Raw genomic sequence first — 15,224 nt, 5'->3', positions numbered from 1 at the left:
GAAGGGGCGAAAGCGGGGCCTAAAAATTCATCGCCGAGGGCGCCGGGCGGCGGTCGATCCGGCAGATCATGCCGCGGCTGTAGTCGCAGTCCCCACCGCTCGTCGAGGCGAGAAAGCGGTCACCCTCCCAAGGCGTCGAGCGCTGTGCCAGGTAGCTCATTCCCATTCCGAACAGGGCGATCAGGAGGGTGACGGCAGTCAGGCGGGTGATCATCTGGCGTAAACTTCCCTATCAAGCGGCGTCGAGCGAGGCAGCCGGCGAACTCGCGAGCGGACCAGACAGGGTCTCGCGCTCGGGTCCCGGCGTTGCGTGGCCACGATTTCGCCTTCATCGCACGGCGAGCCTAAAGCGGGGCTGGCGCAGCTTGTCAGCAGCCGTTCACAATCGTGAACAGGGTCGGCGCCGCCCGCGCTTTGCGCGACACCACACCCGCGCCGGCTCGCCGCATCGAAGGCAGGAAGCGGATCCCTAGCCTCGGCGGTGGCGCGGCTCTATCGGCTTTTCTGACCACGATCAACCGGATCGCCGCGGTGGCATAGCTTCGCCAAGGGCTGGCGGCATGGACGCCCGCGAGACGATGGATCCTTCGGCCGACGAAAACCGCGAGTGGCTATTCCTCGGTGACAGGATCGTTCGATGGCCAGGAAGGCGAGCGGGGCGTGAGCGGCGCCGTGCCTACCCAGCCTTCGCGACGAAACGCTAGCGCCGCGTCCAGGTCTGCGAGCGGCAGAAGATCTTCAGGGCGCATCCGGTCAGCTTCAGCGAATTCCCGCTCACCTCCGCGGTGCCCGAATAGGTCTTGCCGTTCGCGGGATCGGTGATCTCGCCGGAATAGCTGTTGCCCGAGCCGGCCATCCGGCCGATCCGCTTGCCCTTGTGCTCGCCGGTCAGGATCGTCGTGCAATAGGCGTTGCCGCAGGCCGCGATTTGGGCGGTCGCCCCGCTGGCCGTGCGCCACGTGCCCTCGATCGAAGCGGCCGAAGTTGCAGTGGACGCGGCAAACGTCATGCCGATGGCGGCCAGGATGGTGATGGATTTCATGGACGGTTCCTCCCTTTTGGTTCTCGGCCCTGCACAAATTCCCCACGCAGATGCCTTTTACGTAAAGGTAAACCGATTTTCGCACCAAGGGAAGCCCGTCCAGCCGATAGCGCCGCCGAACATGCGTTGAACTTCAATATGATGGAAACGTTGCGACCGATGTGGGCGTCATCGAAGGCGGCCCTCAGACCCGGACGCGTTCGCGCTTGCGGGCGAGTTCAGCGGCGCCGATTGCGCGAACACAAAGAGGCTTTCATCCTCCCAGTGCGGTCAAGGCGAGGGTCATCCAGGCGCTCTCGGAATAGACCGTCAGGCCCGCCGCACCGAGCGCGATGCCATAAGGCACGCCGGTGGTCGGCTCCAGGAGCCGGTCGATGAAATCGACGCCTGTCACGGGGACGAAGAACACCCGGGTCACGAGCAGGCCCACCGTCAGCAGTCCGCCATAGACCGCGCCGAGCAGCACATAGTTTGCAAGATCGAGTGTCGGGCCGAACCAGACGGCCGTGGCGGCAAGAAGCTTGGCATCGCCGCCGCCGATCCATCCCATCGCAAAAAGCGTGAATGTGACGGCGAGGCAGCCGAAACCGACGGCCAGATGCAGCCCGATCATCGGGAGCGCCATTCCGCTGAGCGCGGCCACCAGGACGAATCCTGCAACAAGCCCGAGCGACACGCGATTGGCGATCGTCATGGAGACGAGGTCGGAAGACGCCGCATAGATCATCGCGAAGGGGAAGATCGTCAACAGTACCGCACTCAACATGACGCAAGCCTCGCTATGGGTTGGGCGCTTCCACCACAAATGCGGCCGGGCACCAGGGAAGCTCGTCCCCGGCGCCCGGCCCGCAGCAGTTCATGAAATGGCGCCAGAAGCTTAGTTCTTCTTGGTGACGCCGGTCGCGATCGAGGTGAACGTCGAGGAGAGGTTCGTACCGACCGAGGTGACGGCGACGATGATGGCGGTTCCGATGAGGGCGGCGATCAGGCCATACTCGATGGCGGTGGCGCCGGACTCATCCTTCATGAAGCGAGCAAAAGTCTTGGACATGGGCACTCCGTTGCGATCCGTTGTAGCTGAACCGTCGACTGTTCCTCGTCGATCGGGTGACCTGACCGTAGGGACGACCGATTGCCAGCAGCTTAAGAAGATTGGTTGCTTTTTTCCTACCGACGCCCAAAGGCCCGAGATCCCCAGAAATCCATGATGCGGCACTGGGGCGGGACTCAAGGGGAATGAGGCACCGAAACAAGAATCACGCGCCGACAAGACGTCCATGAAGAATCCGCCAGGAGCGACCTTGCGATACATCGAGACCCGTTGCTTTTCCAGATAGTTGAAGCCGTCATCCGCTGCGCCGGCGTGCTTTTATCCGCGGCAGAATAGACGCTCCGGGCGATCGGAACTCTCCGCCGCCAGCCGCAGCGTCGTTAATCCTTCCTTCACGCTATTCGCACAGGCTTCGCTCACGCCATTTATTCGCCCGATCGTTGGATCACCGCCATGTCCTTCCGCCTCGTCTCGCTCCTGCCCCTGACCTTCGCGCTGCTCGCTGCGAGCACCGCCACCCAAGGCGCGCAGGCGGCCGGATCGATGATCGAGGTCGAGATGGACCACGCCAAGGTCATCGAACTCGACACGGACGCGTCCACCGTGATCGTCGGCAACCCTGCCATCGTCGACGTTCAGGTGCTGTCGTCCAACCGGCTGGTGCTGACGGGCCAAAGCAGCGGCATTACCAATCTCCTGATTTTGGGACAGGACGGGAAGCCGGTTATCGACGAGCAGGTCATCGTTCAGACGTTCGAAGGCAGCACCGTGCGCGTCTACCGGCAGGCGGCCCGAACCACCTACGCCTGCGCTCCGAACTGCGTTCCGACCGTCACGGTGGGCGACGAGCCGGAAGCCTTCGGCCTTGCCGTCCAGCAGCAGATGCAGCGACGAGACATGGCGACCCAGGCCGCGAACCGCTGATTCGCGGCCGGGATTTCCGGCCATAGAAGGCGAAGCAAGACCCGGTTCCGCGCTCTTGTTATCTCGACAGGCATCGTGCCGCGAGGCCGCGGCTGCGAGCAGCAACCGGGCCGCTTCCTTCGAATCGCGCCGTTTTCGAAACGGTTTCCTTACGTCTTTTGCCTAGAGTTGCGCCTTGCGACATGGCGGACCGACCATTTCAGGGCGCTGACCCGACGTCGATTGCCGCTCGAATACGTGGTCGAAACCTTGTCGTCGGGAATGGACGACAACCGTGCGGAAGACGACGATGCGCCTGACATCCTGGCTCGGCAAAAAGAGCGCCAACCCGCGAGGCCGCCGATCGTGGCGCGAGATCGCAAGAGACCGAAGCGGCGTCGCTGCCGTGGAGTTCGCGATGCTCGGGCTGCCCTTCCTTCTCCTTCTTCTCCTTCTTCTGGAGACCGGCGGCATCTTCATCGCAGAGCTCGTGATGGATCAGGCGGTGAGCACGGTCGGCCGGGAGGTGAGAACCGGTCAGGTGACGAACGCCGATCTGACCGAAGCCGAGTTCAAGAATAAAATCTGCCAGGAGGTCAACTTCCTCTTCGACTGCGCCAACCTTCATGTCGACCTTCGGACCTATGGCAGTTTTTCTTCGATCTCCAACGCAGTGCCGGTGAAGAACGGCGATATCGACGGATCAGGATTTGCTTACACCAAGCCAGGCTCGGAGCAGATCGCTGCATTGAAGGTCTACTACAAATGGCCGCTCTACACTGAGATCATGCGCTCGTCGATCACCGACATGAGCGACCGCAGCTTTGTCATCGTCGGCACCGCCGTGTTCCAGACGGAGCCCTTCTGATGTTCGTTCCGCACTTCGATCTTCGCCGCAACGCAGGACGTTTCTCTACCCGGATCCGAGGCTTCGCCGGAGACCGCCGCGGCATCTCTGCCGTCGAATTCGCGCTCGTCGCGCCTTTCCTGCTGATTCTCTATATCGCCGGCACCGATACGAGCCTGGCGCTCACGATCAATCGCAAGGTCCACAATTGCGCTGCGACCATCAACGATCTCGTCGGCCAGTCGCAGGCCTATACGAAGGCGGAGTTGGACGGCCTGTTCGCGATCAGCGCCTCGGTGATGGCGCCCTACGATCAGAGCAAGGTCTTCCTGCGCATCACCCAGGTCAAGGTAGACAAGGCGGGCAGTGCGACGGTCGACTGGACCCGTTCCCGCAACACGATGATCGGAACGACCGCCCTCGCCGCCGGTGACACATACACTCTCCCCGCAGGCTTCGCAGGCGAGAAGGATTTCAACTTTCTCGTGACGGAGGCCTATTACTCCTTCGAGCCCTTCGGTGGTTACGGGCTGACCGGCCCCATGATGATGGGCGAGACCAACTATCTCTCGCCGCGGCTCGGCGACAAGGTGACCTGCAGCGACTGCTGAGCCGGGTGAGCCGGACAGGGTGGCTGTTCTTTCGCCCCATCGTCTTTACATGTCACTGCGATGACGGCGGCGCGCGATCGCCCGTCGCCGACGAGAGGCAGGAGACGACCGTGGCACGCGCGATCATCATGGTTCTCGATTCCTTCGGCATCGGCGAAGCCCCCGATGCAGCCGCCTTCGGGGATGCCGGATCGGACACGTTCGGCCATATTCTCGAAGCCTGCCGACAGGGGAAGGCCGACCGCGCAGGCCTGCGCCAGGGCGAACTCGCCGTGCCCAACCTTGCGCGCTTCGGTCTTTTCGAGGCTGCCGGCCGAGCCGGTCGTAATGAGGCGCCGGAAGGCCTCTGGGGCTCGGCGCAGGAGGTTTCCCACGGCAAGGACACGCCGTCCGGCCATTGGGAAATTGCCGGCGTGCCGGTGCTCTTCGACTGGGGCTATTTTCCGGTCTCCGTCCCCGCCTTCCCTGCCCAGCTGATCCGCCAGATCATCGACGATACGGGCATACCCGGCATTCTCGGCGATCGCCACGCATCGGGCACCGAAATCATCCGCGAACTCGGCGAGGAGAGCGTGAGGACCGGCAAGCCGATCTTCTACACCTCCTCCGACAGCGTGTTGCAGATCGCCGCCCATGAAGCCTATTTCGGACTCGATCGGCTCTACGAGGTCTGCGCAGCCGCGCGTCGGCATGTCGACCCGTTGAACATCGGTCGCGTGATTGCTCGCCCCTTCGTCGGCGAGTCCGCCGAGACCTTCACGCGCACCGCCAACCGGCGCGACTATTCCGTGCCGCCGCCCCGGCCGACGCTTCTGGAGCGCGCCGCAGATGAGGGCCGGACCGTCTTCGGCATCGGCAAGACGGCGGACATCTTTGCCCAGAAGGGGATCTCGAAATCCCTCAAGGGCGACGGCAACATGGCGCTGTTCGACCGGATGATCGAGGCGATCGGCGAGGCGAAGGACGGCGATCTCGTCTTCGCCAATTTCGTCGATTTCGACATGGTCTACGGCCACCGCCGTGACGTCGCGGGCTATGCCGCCGCGCTCGAAGCCTTCGACGCCAGGCTGCCGGAACTGGAGGCAGTCCTGCGCGACGGCGATCTGGCGATCGCCACGGCCGATCATGGCTGCGACCCGACCTTCAAGGGCACCGACCACACCCGCGAGATCGTTCCCGTCCTCGGCTTCGGGCCGGGCGTGCCGAGCCGGCCGATCGGCCGCCGCGAGACCTTCGCCGATATCGGCGCAAGCGTCGCGGCCCATCTGGGTCTGCCCCGCGGCGAATACGGCACGAGCTTCCTGTGAGCTTCGCCGCCCGTCGCGCCAGCGACTCGCCGCCGCGCTTTCCCCTTGCCGAGCTCCACTGCCATATCGAGGGGGCGGCACCACCGGCGCTGGTCCTCGAACTGGCGGCGCGATCCGGCGTGGACATGTCGGACGTGATCGCCGACGGCGCCTATGTCTGGCACGATTTCACGAGCTTTCTCAAAGCGTATGACAAGGCGTCGACGGTGTTCCGCACGGAGGCCGATTTCGCGGCGCTCGCCGAAAGCCACCTTGCCGGGCTCGCCGAGCAGGGCGCGCTCTATGCGGAATTCTTCATCTCGCCGGACCATGCGCGGGCCGGCGGTGTCGATCCCGATGTCTACACTGCCGGCCTTTCGCGCGGCATCGTCGAAGCGCGCGAGCGGCACGGGATCGAGGCGCGCATGGTGGTGGTCGGCGTGCGCCATCTCGGTGCCGGCGCCGTCGAGGGTGCCGCCCGGTTCGCGGCGCGGCCGAACTTTCCGCTGATCACCGGCTTCGGGCTCGCCGGCGACGAACGGATCGGACACCATAAAGACTTCGCCAAAGCCTTCGACATCGCGCGCGACGCGGGGCTGGGACTGACCGCCCATGCTGGCGAACTCTGCGGTGCGGAGAGCGTGCGCGCAGCGATAGAGCATCTCAAGCCCGCCCGCATCGGCCATGGCGTGCGAGCGATCGAGGACCCGGATCTCGTGTCAGAGATCGCCGAAAAGGGCATCGTGCTGGAGGTCTGCCCGGGCTCGAACCTCGCCCTCCGCGTCTATCCGGACATCGCCGCACATCCGCTCAGACAGCTGGTGGAAGCCGGCGTCAAAGCGACGCTCGGCGCCGACGATCCGCCCTTCTTCCACACCGATCTTGCGAACGAATACCGGCTTGCCGCCGAGAACGGCCTCGATGCGAGCCACCGGCTGGCGATTACCCGCAACGCGATCGAAGCGGCCTTCGTCGAAGGCGATGTCCGTCGCAGGCTTTTGGAAAAACTCGGTCTCTCCGCACTTGCGCTTGGCGCGCCGGCCGCTTCCGAATAGACGAGATCAACGACGAGACAGACGAGGGCGAGACACCATGGAAGGCGTGACAGTCATCAATCATCCGCTGGTCCAGCACAAGCTGACGATCATGCGCAACAAGGAGACCTCGACGGCGAGCTTCCGGCGCCTCCTGCGCGAGATCTCGACGCTTCTTTGCTACGAGGTGACCCGCAATCTCGATCTCACGACCACGCGGATCGAGACGCCGATGGCGGCGATCGATTCCCCGACGCTCGAAGGCAAGAAGCTCGTCTTCGCCTCGATCCTACGCGCCGGCAACGGTCTCCTGGAAGGCATGCTCGACCTTGTGCCGGCCGCCCGCGTCGCCCATGTCGGCATCTATCGCGACCACGAGACGCTGGAGCCGGTGGAGTATTATTTCAAGGCGCCGGAAGACCTCGCCAACCGTCTGGTGATCGTCGTCGATCCCATGCTTGCCACCGCCAATTCCGCCATCGCCGCCATTCAGAAGCTGAAGGATCGCGGTGCGCACAACATCCGCTTTCTCTGTCTGCTTGCCGCGCCTGAAGGGATCGAACGCTTTCGCGCCGCCCATCCCGACGTGCCGGTCTTCACCGCTTCGATCGACAGTCACCTGAACGAGAAGGGCTACATCGTCCCGGGCCTCGGTGACGCCGGCGACCGCATGTACGGCACCAAATAGCGCGACAGACCGCCGGCCCGGCCTGTCGCCTTCGGCGTTCAGCCGAGATAGCCGCTGTCTTCACCTAAGAGCAGAGAGCCCGCGATTCGCTCCGCGGCTTCGATCAGTTCCCGAGACAGGGGATTTCCGTCCACCTTGAGCGGCAAAGGCGCGTCGCGCCAACCTCTCCCGTGCGCGGCGAGATGGTCCATCGCCCGGTTCGCGTTGGAGAAGGCGTTGGCGCCGCCCTCCTTCTGGGCGGCGTCGAACACCCCGGCGACCGCCTCGGAGACCTGGCTCGACAGCGTCGCGGCCGCGTCGACCTGGCCGGCCGCCTTGTGTTCGAGGATCCGGCGAAGCGGCGCGGCCAACGCGTTCCCGGTGGACAGGAGCCAGCCGTCATACGGTCCGGCGGGCTTCAAGGCCTCTAGATACCCGCCTTCCGCACCCCGCACGAGGGCGACGTCGCCAAAGTCGAGCCCGCTCTTCGCCACCGCATCCTCGCCGCTGCTGTCCTTGAACAATGTCACACGCGGCGAGACAGCGAGCCTGACGAAAGTCTCCGGCGCAATGTGGCAGCCGGTGACCTGCGGCAGCTGATAGACGGCGATGGGCAGGTGGCTCGCGGCCATGATCGCTTCGAAATGTTCGATGATGCGCTCCTGGCCGGCTTCCGGCTCGACCGGCGGGCACACCGCAACGGCGCTCACACGGGCGGCGAGACGATCATCCTTCGCAAGGCGCGCTTCCAGATGCTGCAGCCGGGCGATGACCGCCTCGGTTTCGCCGCGCAAAACACCGAAGAGAAGGCTGAGATCGAGATCGGCGACGATGTCGGACGCTGCAAGATCGATCAGCGCATCGAAGGCCTCGTCTTCCAGTTCCCAGCCGTCCCCGGTGGAGCCGGCGAGCATGACCTGACGCACATGCGGCCGGATGTGGCGGAAATGGGCCAGCATGCGCTCGGCATCGACCCCGCCTTTCGCGCCCGGGGCATAATCGGTCAGCACCGGCACGAACAGCGGATCGGCAAGGCGCAGGGCTTCGTCCTTGCGGACATTGTCGCTGGCGGAGCCTGTCGCGCTCATGATTTCTCCTCCCACTCCTTCAGGCCTGTCCGCCCTCTTCCGCCCTGAGCCGGGCCGGTGATCAGACGAGCTTGTCCTGGTTCTCGGCATCAAGGCCGCCGGCCTGGGGCTGCGGCCGGGTGAACTGCCCCTGCGGACGGAAGCGGACGAGGTAAGTCGGAAGAATCGCGTCGAGCGAGCGCGGGATCATGTCGAAGGCTTCGAGCGTGCGGCCCTCGGCCTTGGCTTCCTCGGAGACCACATTGTCCTGCTGCAGGAGCCGGACCTGATCCTCGGTGAGCGGCGCGCCGGGCAGGAACCGCATCAGCCGTGCCATGCGCGCGGCCGAGCCGTAGGAAATGTTGAGGAAGGCCCGCTTGCGCCCGACGACGCGCAGCATCTCCTCCATCATCTCCCTGAAGGTCAGGATTTCCGGCCCGCCAAGCTCGTAGATCCGCCCGGCGGGAACCTTGCCCTCGACCGTGTCGGCGATCGCCTCGGCGACGTCGCCGACGAAGACCGGCTGATAGCGCGTCCGCCCGCCGCCGATCAGCGGCAGGAAAGGCGAAAAGCGCGACATCTCGGCAAAGCGGTTGAAGAACTGGTCTTCCGCGCCGAAGACGATGGAGGGCCGCATAACCGTCGCCTCGGGCAGCGTTTCGAACACCGCGGCCTCGCCGGCGGCCTTGGTACGGGCATAGACGGACCCGGAATTCTCGTCCGCCCCGATGGCGGAGATCTGGGTGAGACCGGCGCCGACGCCGCGCGTCGCCTCCGCCACGGCCCGCGCGCCGAAGGACTGCACCGCCTCGAATCGCTGGCGGCCGCTCTCGGCGAGAATGCCGACGAGATTGACCACGTGATCGGCGTCTTCCACCGCCCGGTCGACCGACCAGCGATAGCGCAGATTGGCCTGAATCGGCAGGATCTGGCCCATGTTTCCGGCGGTCTGCAGGTGATAGGCAAGATCGGGGCGGCGACAGGCGACGCGGATGCGATGCCCGCGCCGGGCGAGCGCCCGTGTCACATAACGTCCGAGAAATCCGGACCCACCGAAGAGAACGACCGTCTTTTTCAATCCGATGGTCATGGCAGAGGCTCCTTCATGTTCCGAGCGCCGATCGGGCGGTCGGAACGCACGCGTTCCCGTCGTTCGCCGAATGCCGGGCGGCTCCCGCCCTGGTCCGGCCCGGGCTCGAGCGACCGCGCCGGGTCCGCCATTCGGTGGATCGGATCGATTCCAATTTTCGGATGCAGGATTTAGCGTGATCGCGCCGAGAGGTGAAGACGCGATTTCGTCCCACAGGAGAGGTCGTTCCGGCATTTCGCATGCCAGCTGGAACGATCCGCCTCCCGCGGCGATGCCGATCGCCCCCTTCGACCCGATCGCGGCTTTTCTGCCCCGATCGGTCATCGCAATGTCATCGCAGCAAAAAATCCGCGTTGACACGCCATCGGCCACCTTCTAATGCTCCGGCCCGAGCCCAGGTGGCGGAATTGGTAGACGCGCACGGTTCAGGTCCGTGTGCCGCGAGGCGTGGAGGTTCGAGTCCTCTCCTGGGCACCAAGCAGCCGCATCAAATTATTGATTTATAAGATTTTTTAAGTACTGCTTTTCTTTTTGTACGGATTTTATACGGTTTTTTGATTGACGGTGGCTTTTGGAGGCCGCCTCACAGCCCCGCTCCAAGATCGGTTATCTCTGGACATATAAGATCACCTACCAGCAGATTTTCTGCTCAGAGCGGGTGACACGACGTTGCGGTGACCCCGGTGACTTCCGCTTGTCGGTATCGCAGATGGCAGGACATGGAGCAGCTTGAAACAAGTCTGCATATCAGTGGTCATCCCGAGCGCGACGACAACATGTGAGACGTGCTCGAACTTGCCGTCGTCCAGGCCGACGCGCTGACACCTCACATCTACGTGGAAGACCCTGACCATCTCTCCGACGAGCGACTCGAGCTATCGGAAGAGGAAGTCGCCGATTGGATTGCGCGCCTAGACGATTGGGACGCCGAGGACCGCGAGACGTGGATCGAGACGGGCATGGCGATCAAGCATGAGCTTGGCGACGCCGGCCTCGACATCTTCCTTGAGTTCTCGCGTCGGTGCCCTGACAAGTTCAGCCTTCGCGTCGCCAGGCAGCAATATCGCTCGATCAAGAACAAGGAATCGCGCGGCCGTCTGATCACGATGCGGACGGTGATGCAGCGCCCTCGGAGCCGAGCACGCCGAGTCGATGGCCGAGACCGCGGAACTCTTCGATGAGGTCGAGGAGGATGAAGGGCCGGCGCCGTTGTCGCGTGCCGAGATCATGCGTCTCTTCGACGACGACGACGACGACGACGACGATGGCGAGTTCGACCGTGACGGGGCGACCAAGAAGCAACCCGAGGCGCGCAAGGGCGACCCTGACCTATCGGTGCTGCGCTACAATCGCACTCCTGCGCCGAAGCTCGATCTCGACTACATCTTTGCACCGAAGATCGCGAACATGATCCGAGCAGGCGCAACGAACGCCCACTCGGCCGATGACTTCGTTACCGCGGCTGTTCTGACCGGCGCGTCAACCGCACTCGGCAATTCGGTGAAGGTGGAAATCCTCCCCGGCTTTCAACAGCCGGCCGTCCTATGGTCGCTCGTAATTGGTCTCCCATCGACGAAGAAGACGCCAGCCATCTCAACAGTCGAGGGTCCGCTGAACCGCATCGAAGCCTCGCATATGGAAATTTGGCATCGCCATTATGAGCGCTGGCAGGAAGAGAAGGAGATCGCCGAGGCCATCGCCAAAGATCACAAGGCGAAGGTGAAGGCGATCCTGATTAGCGGTGAAGGCGACGTTCCCGCAAAGCCCGCTGGCGCCAAGGTTCAGCCCATGCCGGCCGAACCGAAGATTGTTGCGAACAATGTGACCATCGAAGCCATGATGAGGCTCCAAGAGCGCCAGCCACGCGGCTGCGGCCTGTGGGCTCAAGAGATCGCGCAGCGGTTCGACGACATGAGCCGCTACAGCGCCTCCTCGGATCGCGGATACTATCTCGAAGGGTACGACGCCGGCCCGCTCAAGGTGGACCGTGTGAAGGACAATGGTCGCACGCTGTTCGTGAAGCGGTTCGCCCTGCCGATCATCGGCGGCATCCAGCCGGACCGGCTTCTCAGCGTAACAGGCCAACAGCAAGCCGACGACGGCTTCGTCCCACGCTTTATCCCTTTCTGGCCTGAAACGACGCTTCGCAGCCTCAAGGAAAGCGCGCCACCGCCCGACTTCGAGTGGCTGCTTCGGCGTCTTTTCGACGACATCCAATATGACGGCGAGGAGCCGATCGTCATTCCCTTCTCAAAGGAGGCGCGAACCCACTACATTGAATGGGCGGACAGGAAGAACCAGGAAGAGCTACAGACGACCGTCCGCCTCCAATCGGTCTTCGGTAAGTCGGACGGCCTCGTTGGGCGTCTGGCGGTGATCATCCTCCTGCTTGAATGGGCGCTTGATCCCTTCGAGCCCTTCCCGACTGAAATCCCGCTGTCCATCGTGAAGCGGGCCATCTTCTTCCGCGACAGCTACATCAAACCGATGCAGGTCCGCGTGTGGCAGCACGCCATAGAGTCCAAGGAGACTAAGGACGCCCGGAAGATCGCCGAGTGGATCGTCGTAGAGCGGAAAGAATTATTCACCGCTCGGGAGGTTCGGCGCGAGGCCGGCATTCAGGGTATCAGCGGCCGCACAAATCCTGAAGATGTCGATGAAGCGATTTCATATTTGGTCTCGCTCAAGTGGTGCTATCCGGTCGAGGCAAGCCGAAAGGGGACAAGAGGTGGCCGGCCGCCTAAGAGCTTCGCGGTGAACCAGCAACTGTGGGAATTGTTCGACGGATGATTTTCCAAACAAGGCTCGCTTCGGCGGGCCTTTTTCATGTCGAGGTTTTGGCAACGTTTTGGCAACATGGGTTTTCGACCTGAAACCCTTATTTCGCAGGGGTTTGCGAGGTTTTGGCAGTTTTGGCAACGCTTCTAGGGGAAAGAGCGATCCCCCCTATAGATAAGGGGTAGTAGGGGGAAATATATGTCTCAGTGCCAGTTGCCAAAACTGCCAAAACCTCGAAGTCCTTGAAATCGTTGCCCGATCTCGAACGATACCCTGTTGTCAAAACTAGGTTTTGGCAACATCAACCGAAATCCAGTTAATTTGGCGCCGATCCGAAGTCATATTACGCGGATACAGGGCTACCCCTGAAAAAATCTGAAATTTAATTTAAAAACTCTCACAAACCACGCTCGGCGCTTCCCCCGGCACGCAAATCTCGAGAGACAGGACCCGGAGCGACCCGGCAACCGAGGGACCGGGCCTCAACCGTCCCACCATACCTCACGGCATCCCGTTCAAGCTCATTACCTCTCATGACGTCTCACGGCCTCTAAGCGCACAGCCGGCCGCACGCGACTTCGCGTTCTTTGAAAAGAAGTGCATTCCATCAGCAACAGACCCGTAACCTCAGGTGGCATAAGATCCCTTCGTTTTGAGCCTTACCGTCGCTGGACGGAACACCTTGGGGCTTCTCAAATCGAGAGACAGGTGCAGGGATGCGACTGCTGCGGAATGGACTTTCCCGCTTTTTGATTTTTTGGATGCTGACGGCGGGGACAATCGCTCTTGCCAACTATTGCATTCCTTCATTCCGCTTGGAGTTGATCTGGCCGACGATCGCAAACGCAACCCAAAATCCGGACGCCATCAGCAATCCTGCGTTCGCCTTCTCGCTCGCTTGGCTTCTTGGCGCCCTTGCTGCGGGTCTGTCCATTTCATTCTTGGTTTGCCATGTCCTGTCGATCGGACTCTCGCTGCGTGCAGCGCGCGGTCATATCGAGAAGATTGGTGGCAAGGGAAGCGAGATCGAGGCGCGCCGCGTCGCCTTCGCCGAAAACTACGAGAGCATCCGGCAGCGCTTACGCCGGCATTCTCTGATCGGACACGCCTATCAGGAGTTCGATGAGACGCTGGTGCGCGACGAACGCATACCAAGCATTGTTAGCAACACCGTTAGACCGCAAGCGTTCATCAACATCGGAACAGCCCGCGAAAAGCGCTCGGGACTGAAGATCATGAACTCGGTTCCCGGCTACTTCGTCGGCGCCGGTCTGCTCCTTACATTCATCGGCCTCGTCTTCGCGCTTCATAAAGCGGGCGAGGCGGCGAACGCCTCGGACGCGGCCACAATGCAGGCGGCAATGGGCGACCTCCTGCAAATCGCGACGTTCAAGTTCGCCACTTCGATCGCCGGGCTCGGTGCCTCGCTGCTCCTGTCCATCCTCTTCCGCCTTTACACGATCTGGCTCGAAGGCTGCTTCGACCGCTTCTGCGCGCAGCTGGAGAACGTGCTTCTCTACACCGCGCCGCAGTCGATTTCGGCAGAAATGAATGCGACGCTGAAGGAACAGCGCGACCAGTTGAAGGAGATCACCCAAGGCGACTTCTTTGCTCGCATGGGCGAGGAGATCGGACCGCGCATCAACGACGCATTTCGCAATGCCCTCATGCCGGTAACGACGAGCATCGACACAGCCATGGGACGGATGAGCGAAAGCAGCGCCGACGGCATGCGTGACCTCGTTGGTGAGTTCTCGCGCTCCGTCCAGAGCGGTGCCGGCTCGGAGCTGCGCGAACTCGCCGCAACGCTATCGCAGATGCAGGTAGGACTCGTGGAAATGCAGGCCGGACTGCGCGGTACCGGCGAGGATTTCGGGCGCCGCATGGCGGAAGCCGCGGAAAACTTGAATCGCATTGTGGCGGAGGCCGGTGCGAACCTCGGTCAAAGCTCCGAGCAGAGCCGAGCTGCCTTTGCAGACGTCGCTGAAACCCTGCGGCAGACAATGGAGCGGGCCAACGTGCAGGTAGAAGCTTCGCTCGCCACGGCGGCGGGCGGCGCCTCCGAACGGCTCGAAGCCGCGATGGGCCGCGTCCTCGAGAAGCTCGAAGCGCAGGTGAGCTCCTTCAGCGGCGATATCGGCCGTTTCCAGAGCGACATGCGTGGAGAGGTCGAGGCAACGAGCGCTCATGTCGCTTCGGCTAGACGTGATGCTGCGGATGCCCTTACCGCTGTCTCGACCGAGCTGTCCGAGACGTTGAAGACCGGCTTCGGCAGTATAATGACCGCGATCTCAAGCGAGTTCGACCGGCTTATGCAGACCATGCGGGGGCTCGAGCAGAGCATGGTGGGCCAGTCGAATGCTATCGCGGCGACGAGTTCCGAAACCCGCAAAACCGCCGACGTCTTCCACGAGACCGCTGCAAGCGTGCGACAGGTGTCGCAGCCGCTGTTCCAGGTTGGCGATCGGTTCGCCAAGGCCAGCGACGGCATGGCTGAGAACCTCGCGACGACCCTCGCGGCGCTCAAGGCCGCACAGGAGGCTTCCGGCGAAACCGCAAATGCTCTGCGCGACGCCCACGGCGAAGTGAAGAACTTCTGGCAGAACTACGCCGAAAGCTTCCGCGGCATCGATGTCGAACTGGCCAAAGCTGTGACCGATCTTTCCCAAGCCTCAATCAACCAGTCGCAGAACCTCTCCGGCCATGTGAGGGAGGTAGACGAGGGGCTGGCGAAGGCTATCGGCAAGCTGAACGGCCTGCTTGTCCAGATCAACGATACGGCAGAAAGCATTAGCGACAGCGTCGAACGCTGGCGGGACAACTTGAGTGGGCAGGCGGCATGAAAATG

15 protein-coding genes and 1 tRNA gene are annotated in these 15,224 nt (G+C 62.8%); 10 read left to right on the top strand and 6 right to left on the bottom strand.

All coding sequences use genetic code 11. The annotated features are described in order from the left end of the window. Window positions 1-19 precede the first annotated feature (19 nt). The 4 genes from MF134_RS05930 to MF134_RS05915 form a co-directional block, all read right to left on the bottom strand. Window positions 20-214: a hypothetical protein gene (locus MF134_RS05930; protein ID WP_255338481.1), complete on the bottom strand. Its 195-nt coding sequence runs from the start codon at window positions 212-214 to the stop codon at window positions 20-22. Between the two features lie 486 nt (window positions 215-700). Next, entirely contained in the window at window positions 701-1,042 is a 342-nt protein-coding gene (locus tag MF134_RS05925; protein ID WP_255338480.1) for a DUF2147 domain-containing protein, read from the bottom strand. 253 nt (window positions 1,043-1,295) lie between these two features. Next, window positions 1,296-1,808: an A24 family peptidase gene (locus MF134_RS05920; RefSeq protein ID WP_255338479.1), complete on the bottom strand. Its 513-nt coding sequence runs from the start codon at window positions 1,806-1,808 to the stop codon at window positions 1,296-1,298. Between the two features lie 111 nt (window positions 1,809-1,919). Further along, window positions 1,920-2,093: a Flp family type IVb pilin gene (locus MF134_RS05915; protein WP_255338478.1), complete on the bottom strand. Its 174-nt coding sequence runs from the start codon at window positions 2,091-2,093 to the stop codon at window positions 1,920-1,922. Between the two features lie 453 nt (window positions 2,094-2,546). On the opposite strand from MF134_RS05915, the gene MF134_RS05910 reads away from it, so the two are divergent. The 6 genes from MF134_RS05910 (at window position 2,547) to upp (ending at window position 7,462) form a co-directional block, all read left to right on the top strand. Continuing rightward, entirely contained in the window at window positions 2,547-3,017 is a 471-nt protein-coding gene (locus MF134_RS05910; protein WP_255338477.1) for a pilus assembly protein N-terminal domain-containing protein, read from the top strand. A 289-nt stretch (window positions 3,018-3,306) separates the two neighbouring features. Next, a complete protein-coding gene (locus MF134_RS05905) occupies window positions 3,307-3,864 on the top strand; it encodes a TadE/TadG family type IV pilus assembly protein (RefSeq protein ID WP_255338476.1) in 558 nt (185 codons plus the stop codon). Beyond that, on the top strand, window positions 3,864-4,454 hold the full coding sequence (locus tag MF134_RS05900; protein WP_255338475.1) for a TadE/TadG family type IV pilus assembly protein: 591 nt from the start codon (window positions 3,864-3,866) through the stop codon (window positions 4,452-4,454). Before MF134_RS05905 ends, MF134_RS05900 begins: the two co-directional genes overlap by 1 nt. A 110-nt stretch (window positions 4,455-4,564) precedes the next feature. Beyond that, window positions 4,565-5,761 (top strand): phosphopentomutase, encoded by a 1,197-nt coding sequence (locus MF134_RS05895; protein ID WP_255338474.1) that lies wholly within the window; start codon window positions 4,565-4,567, stop codon window positions 5,759-5,761. After that, window positions 5,758-6,795 (top strand): adenosine deaminase, encoded by a 1,038-nt coding sequence (locus MF134_RS05890; protein WP_255338473.1) that lies wholly within the window; start codon window positions 5,758-5,760, stop codon window positions 6,793-6,795. Before MF134_RS05895 ends, MF134_RS05890 begins: the two co-directional genes overlap by 4 nt. A 37-nt stretch (window positions 6,796-6,832) precedes the next feature. Then, window positions 6,833-7,462, top strand: coding sequence for a uracil phosphoribosyltransferase (gene upp, locus MF134_RS05885; RefSeq protein ID WP_255338472.1), 630 nt, complete (start codon window positions 6,833-6,835; stop codon window positions 7,460-7,462). Between the two features lie 38 nt (window positions 7,463-7,500). Here upp and MF134_RS05880 read toward each other — a convergent pair whose 3' ends face one another. Further along, window positions 7,501-8,529, bottom strand: coding sequence for a dihydrodipicolinate synthase family protein (locus MF134_RS05880; RefSeq protein WP_255338471.1), 1,029 nt, complete (start codon window positions 8,527-8,529; stop codon window positions 7,501-7,503). A gap of 61 nt (window positions 8,530-8,590) precedes the next feature. Beyond that, a complete protein-coding gene (locus MF134_RS05875; RefSeq protein ID WP_255338470.1) occupies window positions 8,591-9,598 on the bottom strand; it encodes a complex I NDUFA9 subunit family protein in 1,008 nt (335 codons plus the stop codon). A gap of 392 nt (window positions 9,599-9,990) precedes the next feature. Between MF134_RS05875 and MF134_RS05870 the strand changes: the two genes are divergently transcribed. From MF134_RS05870 to zorA, 4 genes are all read left to right on the top strand, one after another. Next, a tRNA-Leu gene (locus MF134_RS05870) sits at window positions 9,991-10,075 on the top strand. A gap of 308 nt (window positions 10,076-10,383) precedes the next feature. Beyond that, window positions 10,384-10,779: a PriCT-2 domain-containing protein gene (locus MF134_RS05865; RefSeq protein WP_255338469.1), complete on the top strand. Its 396-nt coding sequence runs from the start codon at window positions 10,384-10,386 to the stop codon at window positions 10,777-10,779. Continuing rightward, complete coding sequence (locus tag MF134_RS05860; RefSeq protein ID WP_255338468.1) at window positions 10,751-12,388, top strand: DUF3987 domain-containing protein; 1,638 nt, start codon at window positions 10,751-10,753, stop codon at window positions 12,386-12,388. The genes MF134_RS05865 and MF134_RS05860 overlap by 29 nt, the downstream gene beginning before the upstream one ends. A 704-nt stretch (window positions 12,389-13,092) precedes the next feature. After that, window positions 13,093-15,219, top strand: a complete 2,127-nt coding sequence (gene zorA / locus MF134_RS05855) for an anti-phage ZorAB system protein ZorA (protein WP_255338467.1) — start codon at window positions 13,093-13,095, stop codon at window positions 15,217-15,219. The last annotated feature ends 5 nt before the right edge of the window (window positions 15,220-15,224 follow it).

The organism is Jiella marina (assembly GCF_024359545.1).
Classification (GTDB): domain Bacteria; phylum Pseudomonadota; class Alphaproteobacteria; order Rhizobiales; family Rhizobiaceae; genus Jiella.
Note: the sequence above shows the minus strand (reverse complement) of the source record. Positions and strands in the feature narration are given on the sequence as shown.

What these genes read in the sequence shown, in the direction of transcription:
- MF134_RS05930 (WP_255338481.1), bottom strand. Translation starts at nt 214, where the DNA reads ATGATCACCCGCCTGACTGCCGTCACCCTCCTGATCGCCCTGTTCGGA.
- MF134_RS05925 (WP_255338480.1), bottom strand. Translation starts at nt 1,042, where the DNA reads ATGAAATCCATCACCATCCTGGCCGCCATCGGCATGACGTTTGCCGCG.
- MF134_RS05920 (WP_255338479.1), bottom strand. Translation starts at nt 1,808, where the DNA reads ATGTTGAGTGCGGTACTGTTGACGATCTTCCCCTTCGCGATGATCTAT.
- MF134_RS05915 (WP_255338478.1), bottom strand. Translation starts at nt 2,093, where the DNA reads ATGTCCAAGACTTTTGCTCGCTTCATGAAGGATGAGTCCGGCGCCACC.
- MF134_RS05910 (WP_255338477.1), top strand. Translation starts at nt 2,547, where the DNA reads ATGTCCTTCCGCCTCGTCTCGCTCCTGCCCCTGACCTTCGCGCTGCTC.
- MF134_RS05905 (WP_255338476.1), top strand. Translation starts at nt 3,307, where the DNA reads ATGCGCCTGACATCCTGGCTCGGCAAAAAGAGCGCCAACCCGCGAGGC.
- MF134_RS05900 (WP_255338475.1), top strand. Translation starts at nt 3,864, where the DNA reads ATGTTCGTTCCGCACTTCGATCTTCGCCGCAACGCAGGACGTTTCTCT.
- upp (WP_255338472.1), top strand. Translation starts at nt 6,833, where the DNA reads ATGGAAGGCGTGACAGTCATCAATCATCCGCTGGTCCAGCACAAGCTG.
- MF134_RS05880 (WP_255338471.1), bottom strand. Translation starts at nt 8,529, where the DNA reads ATGAGCGCGACAGGCTCCGCCAGCGACAATGTCCGCAAGGACGAAGCC.
- MF134_RS05875 (WP_255338470.1), bottom strand. Translation starts at nt 9,598, where the DNA reads ATGACCATCGGATTGAAAAAGACGGTCGTTCTCTTCGGTGGGTCCGGA.
- MF134_RS05860 (WP_255338468.1), top strand. Translation starts at nt 10,751, where the DNA reads ATGGCCGAGACCGCGGAACTCTTCGATGAGGTCGAGGAGGATGAAGGG.
- zorA (WP_255338467.1), top strand. Translation starts at nt 13,093, where the DNA reads ATGCGACTGCTGCGGAATGGACTTTCCCGCTTTTTGATTTTTTGGATG.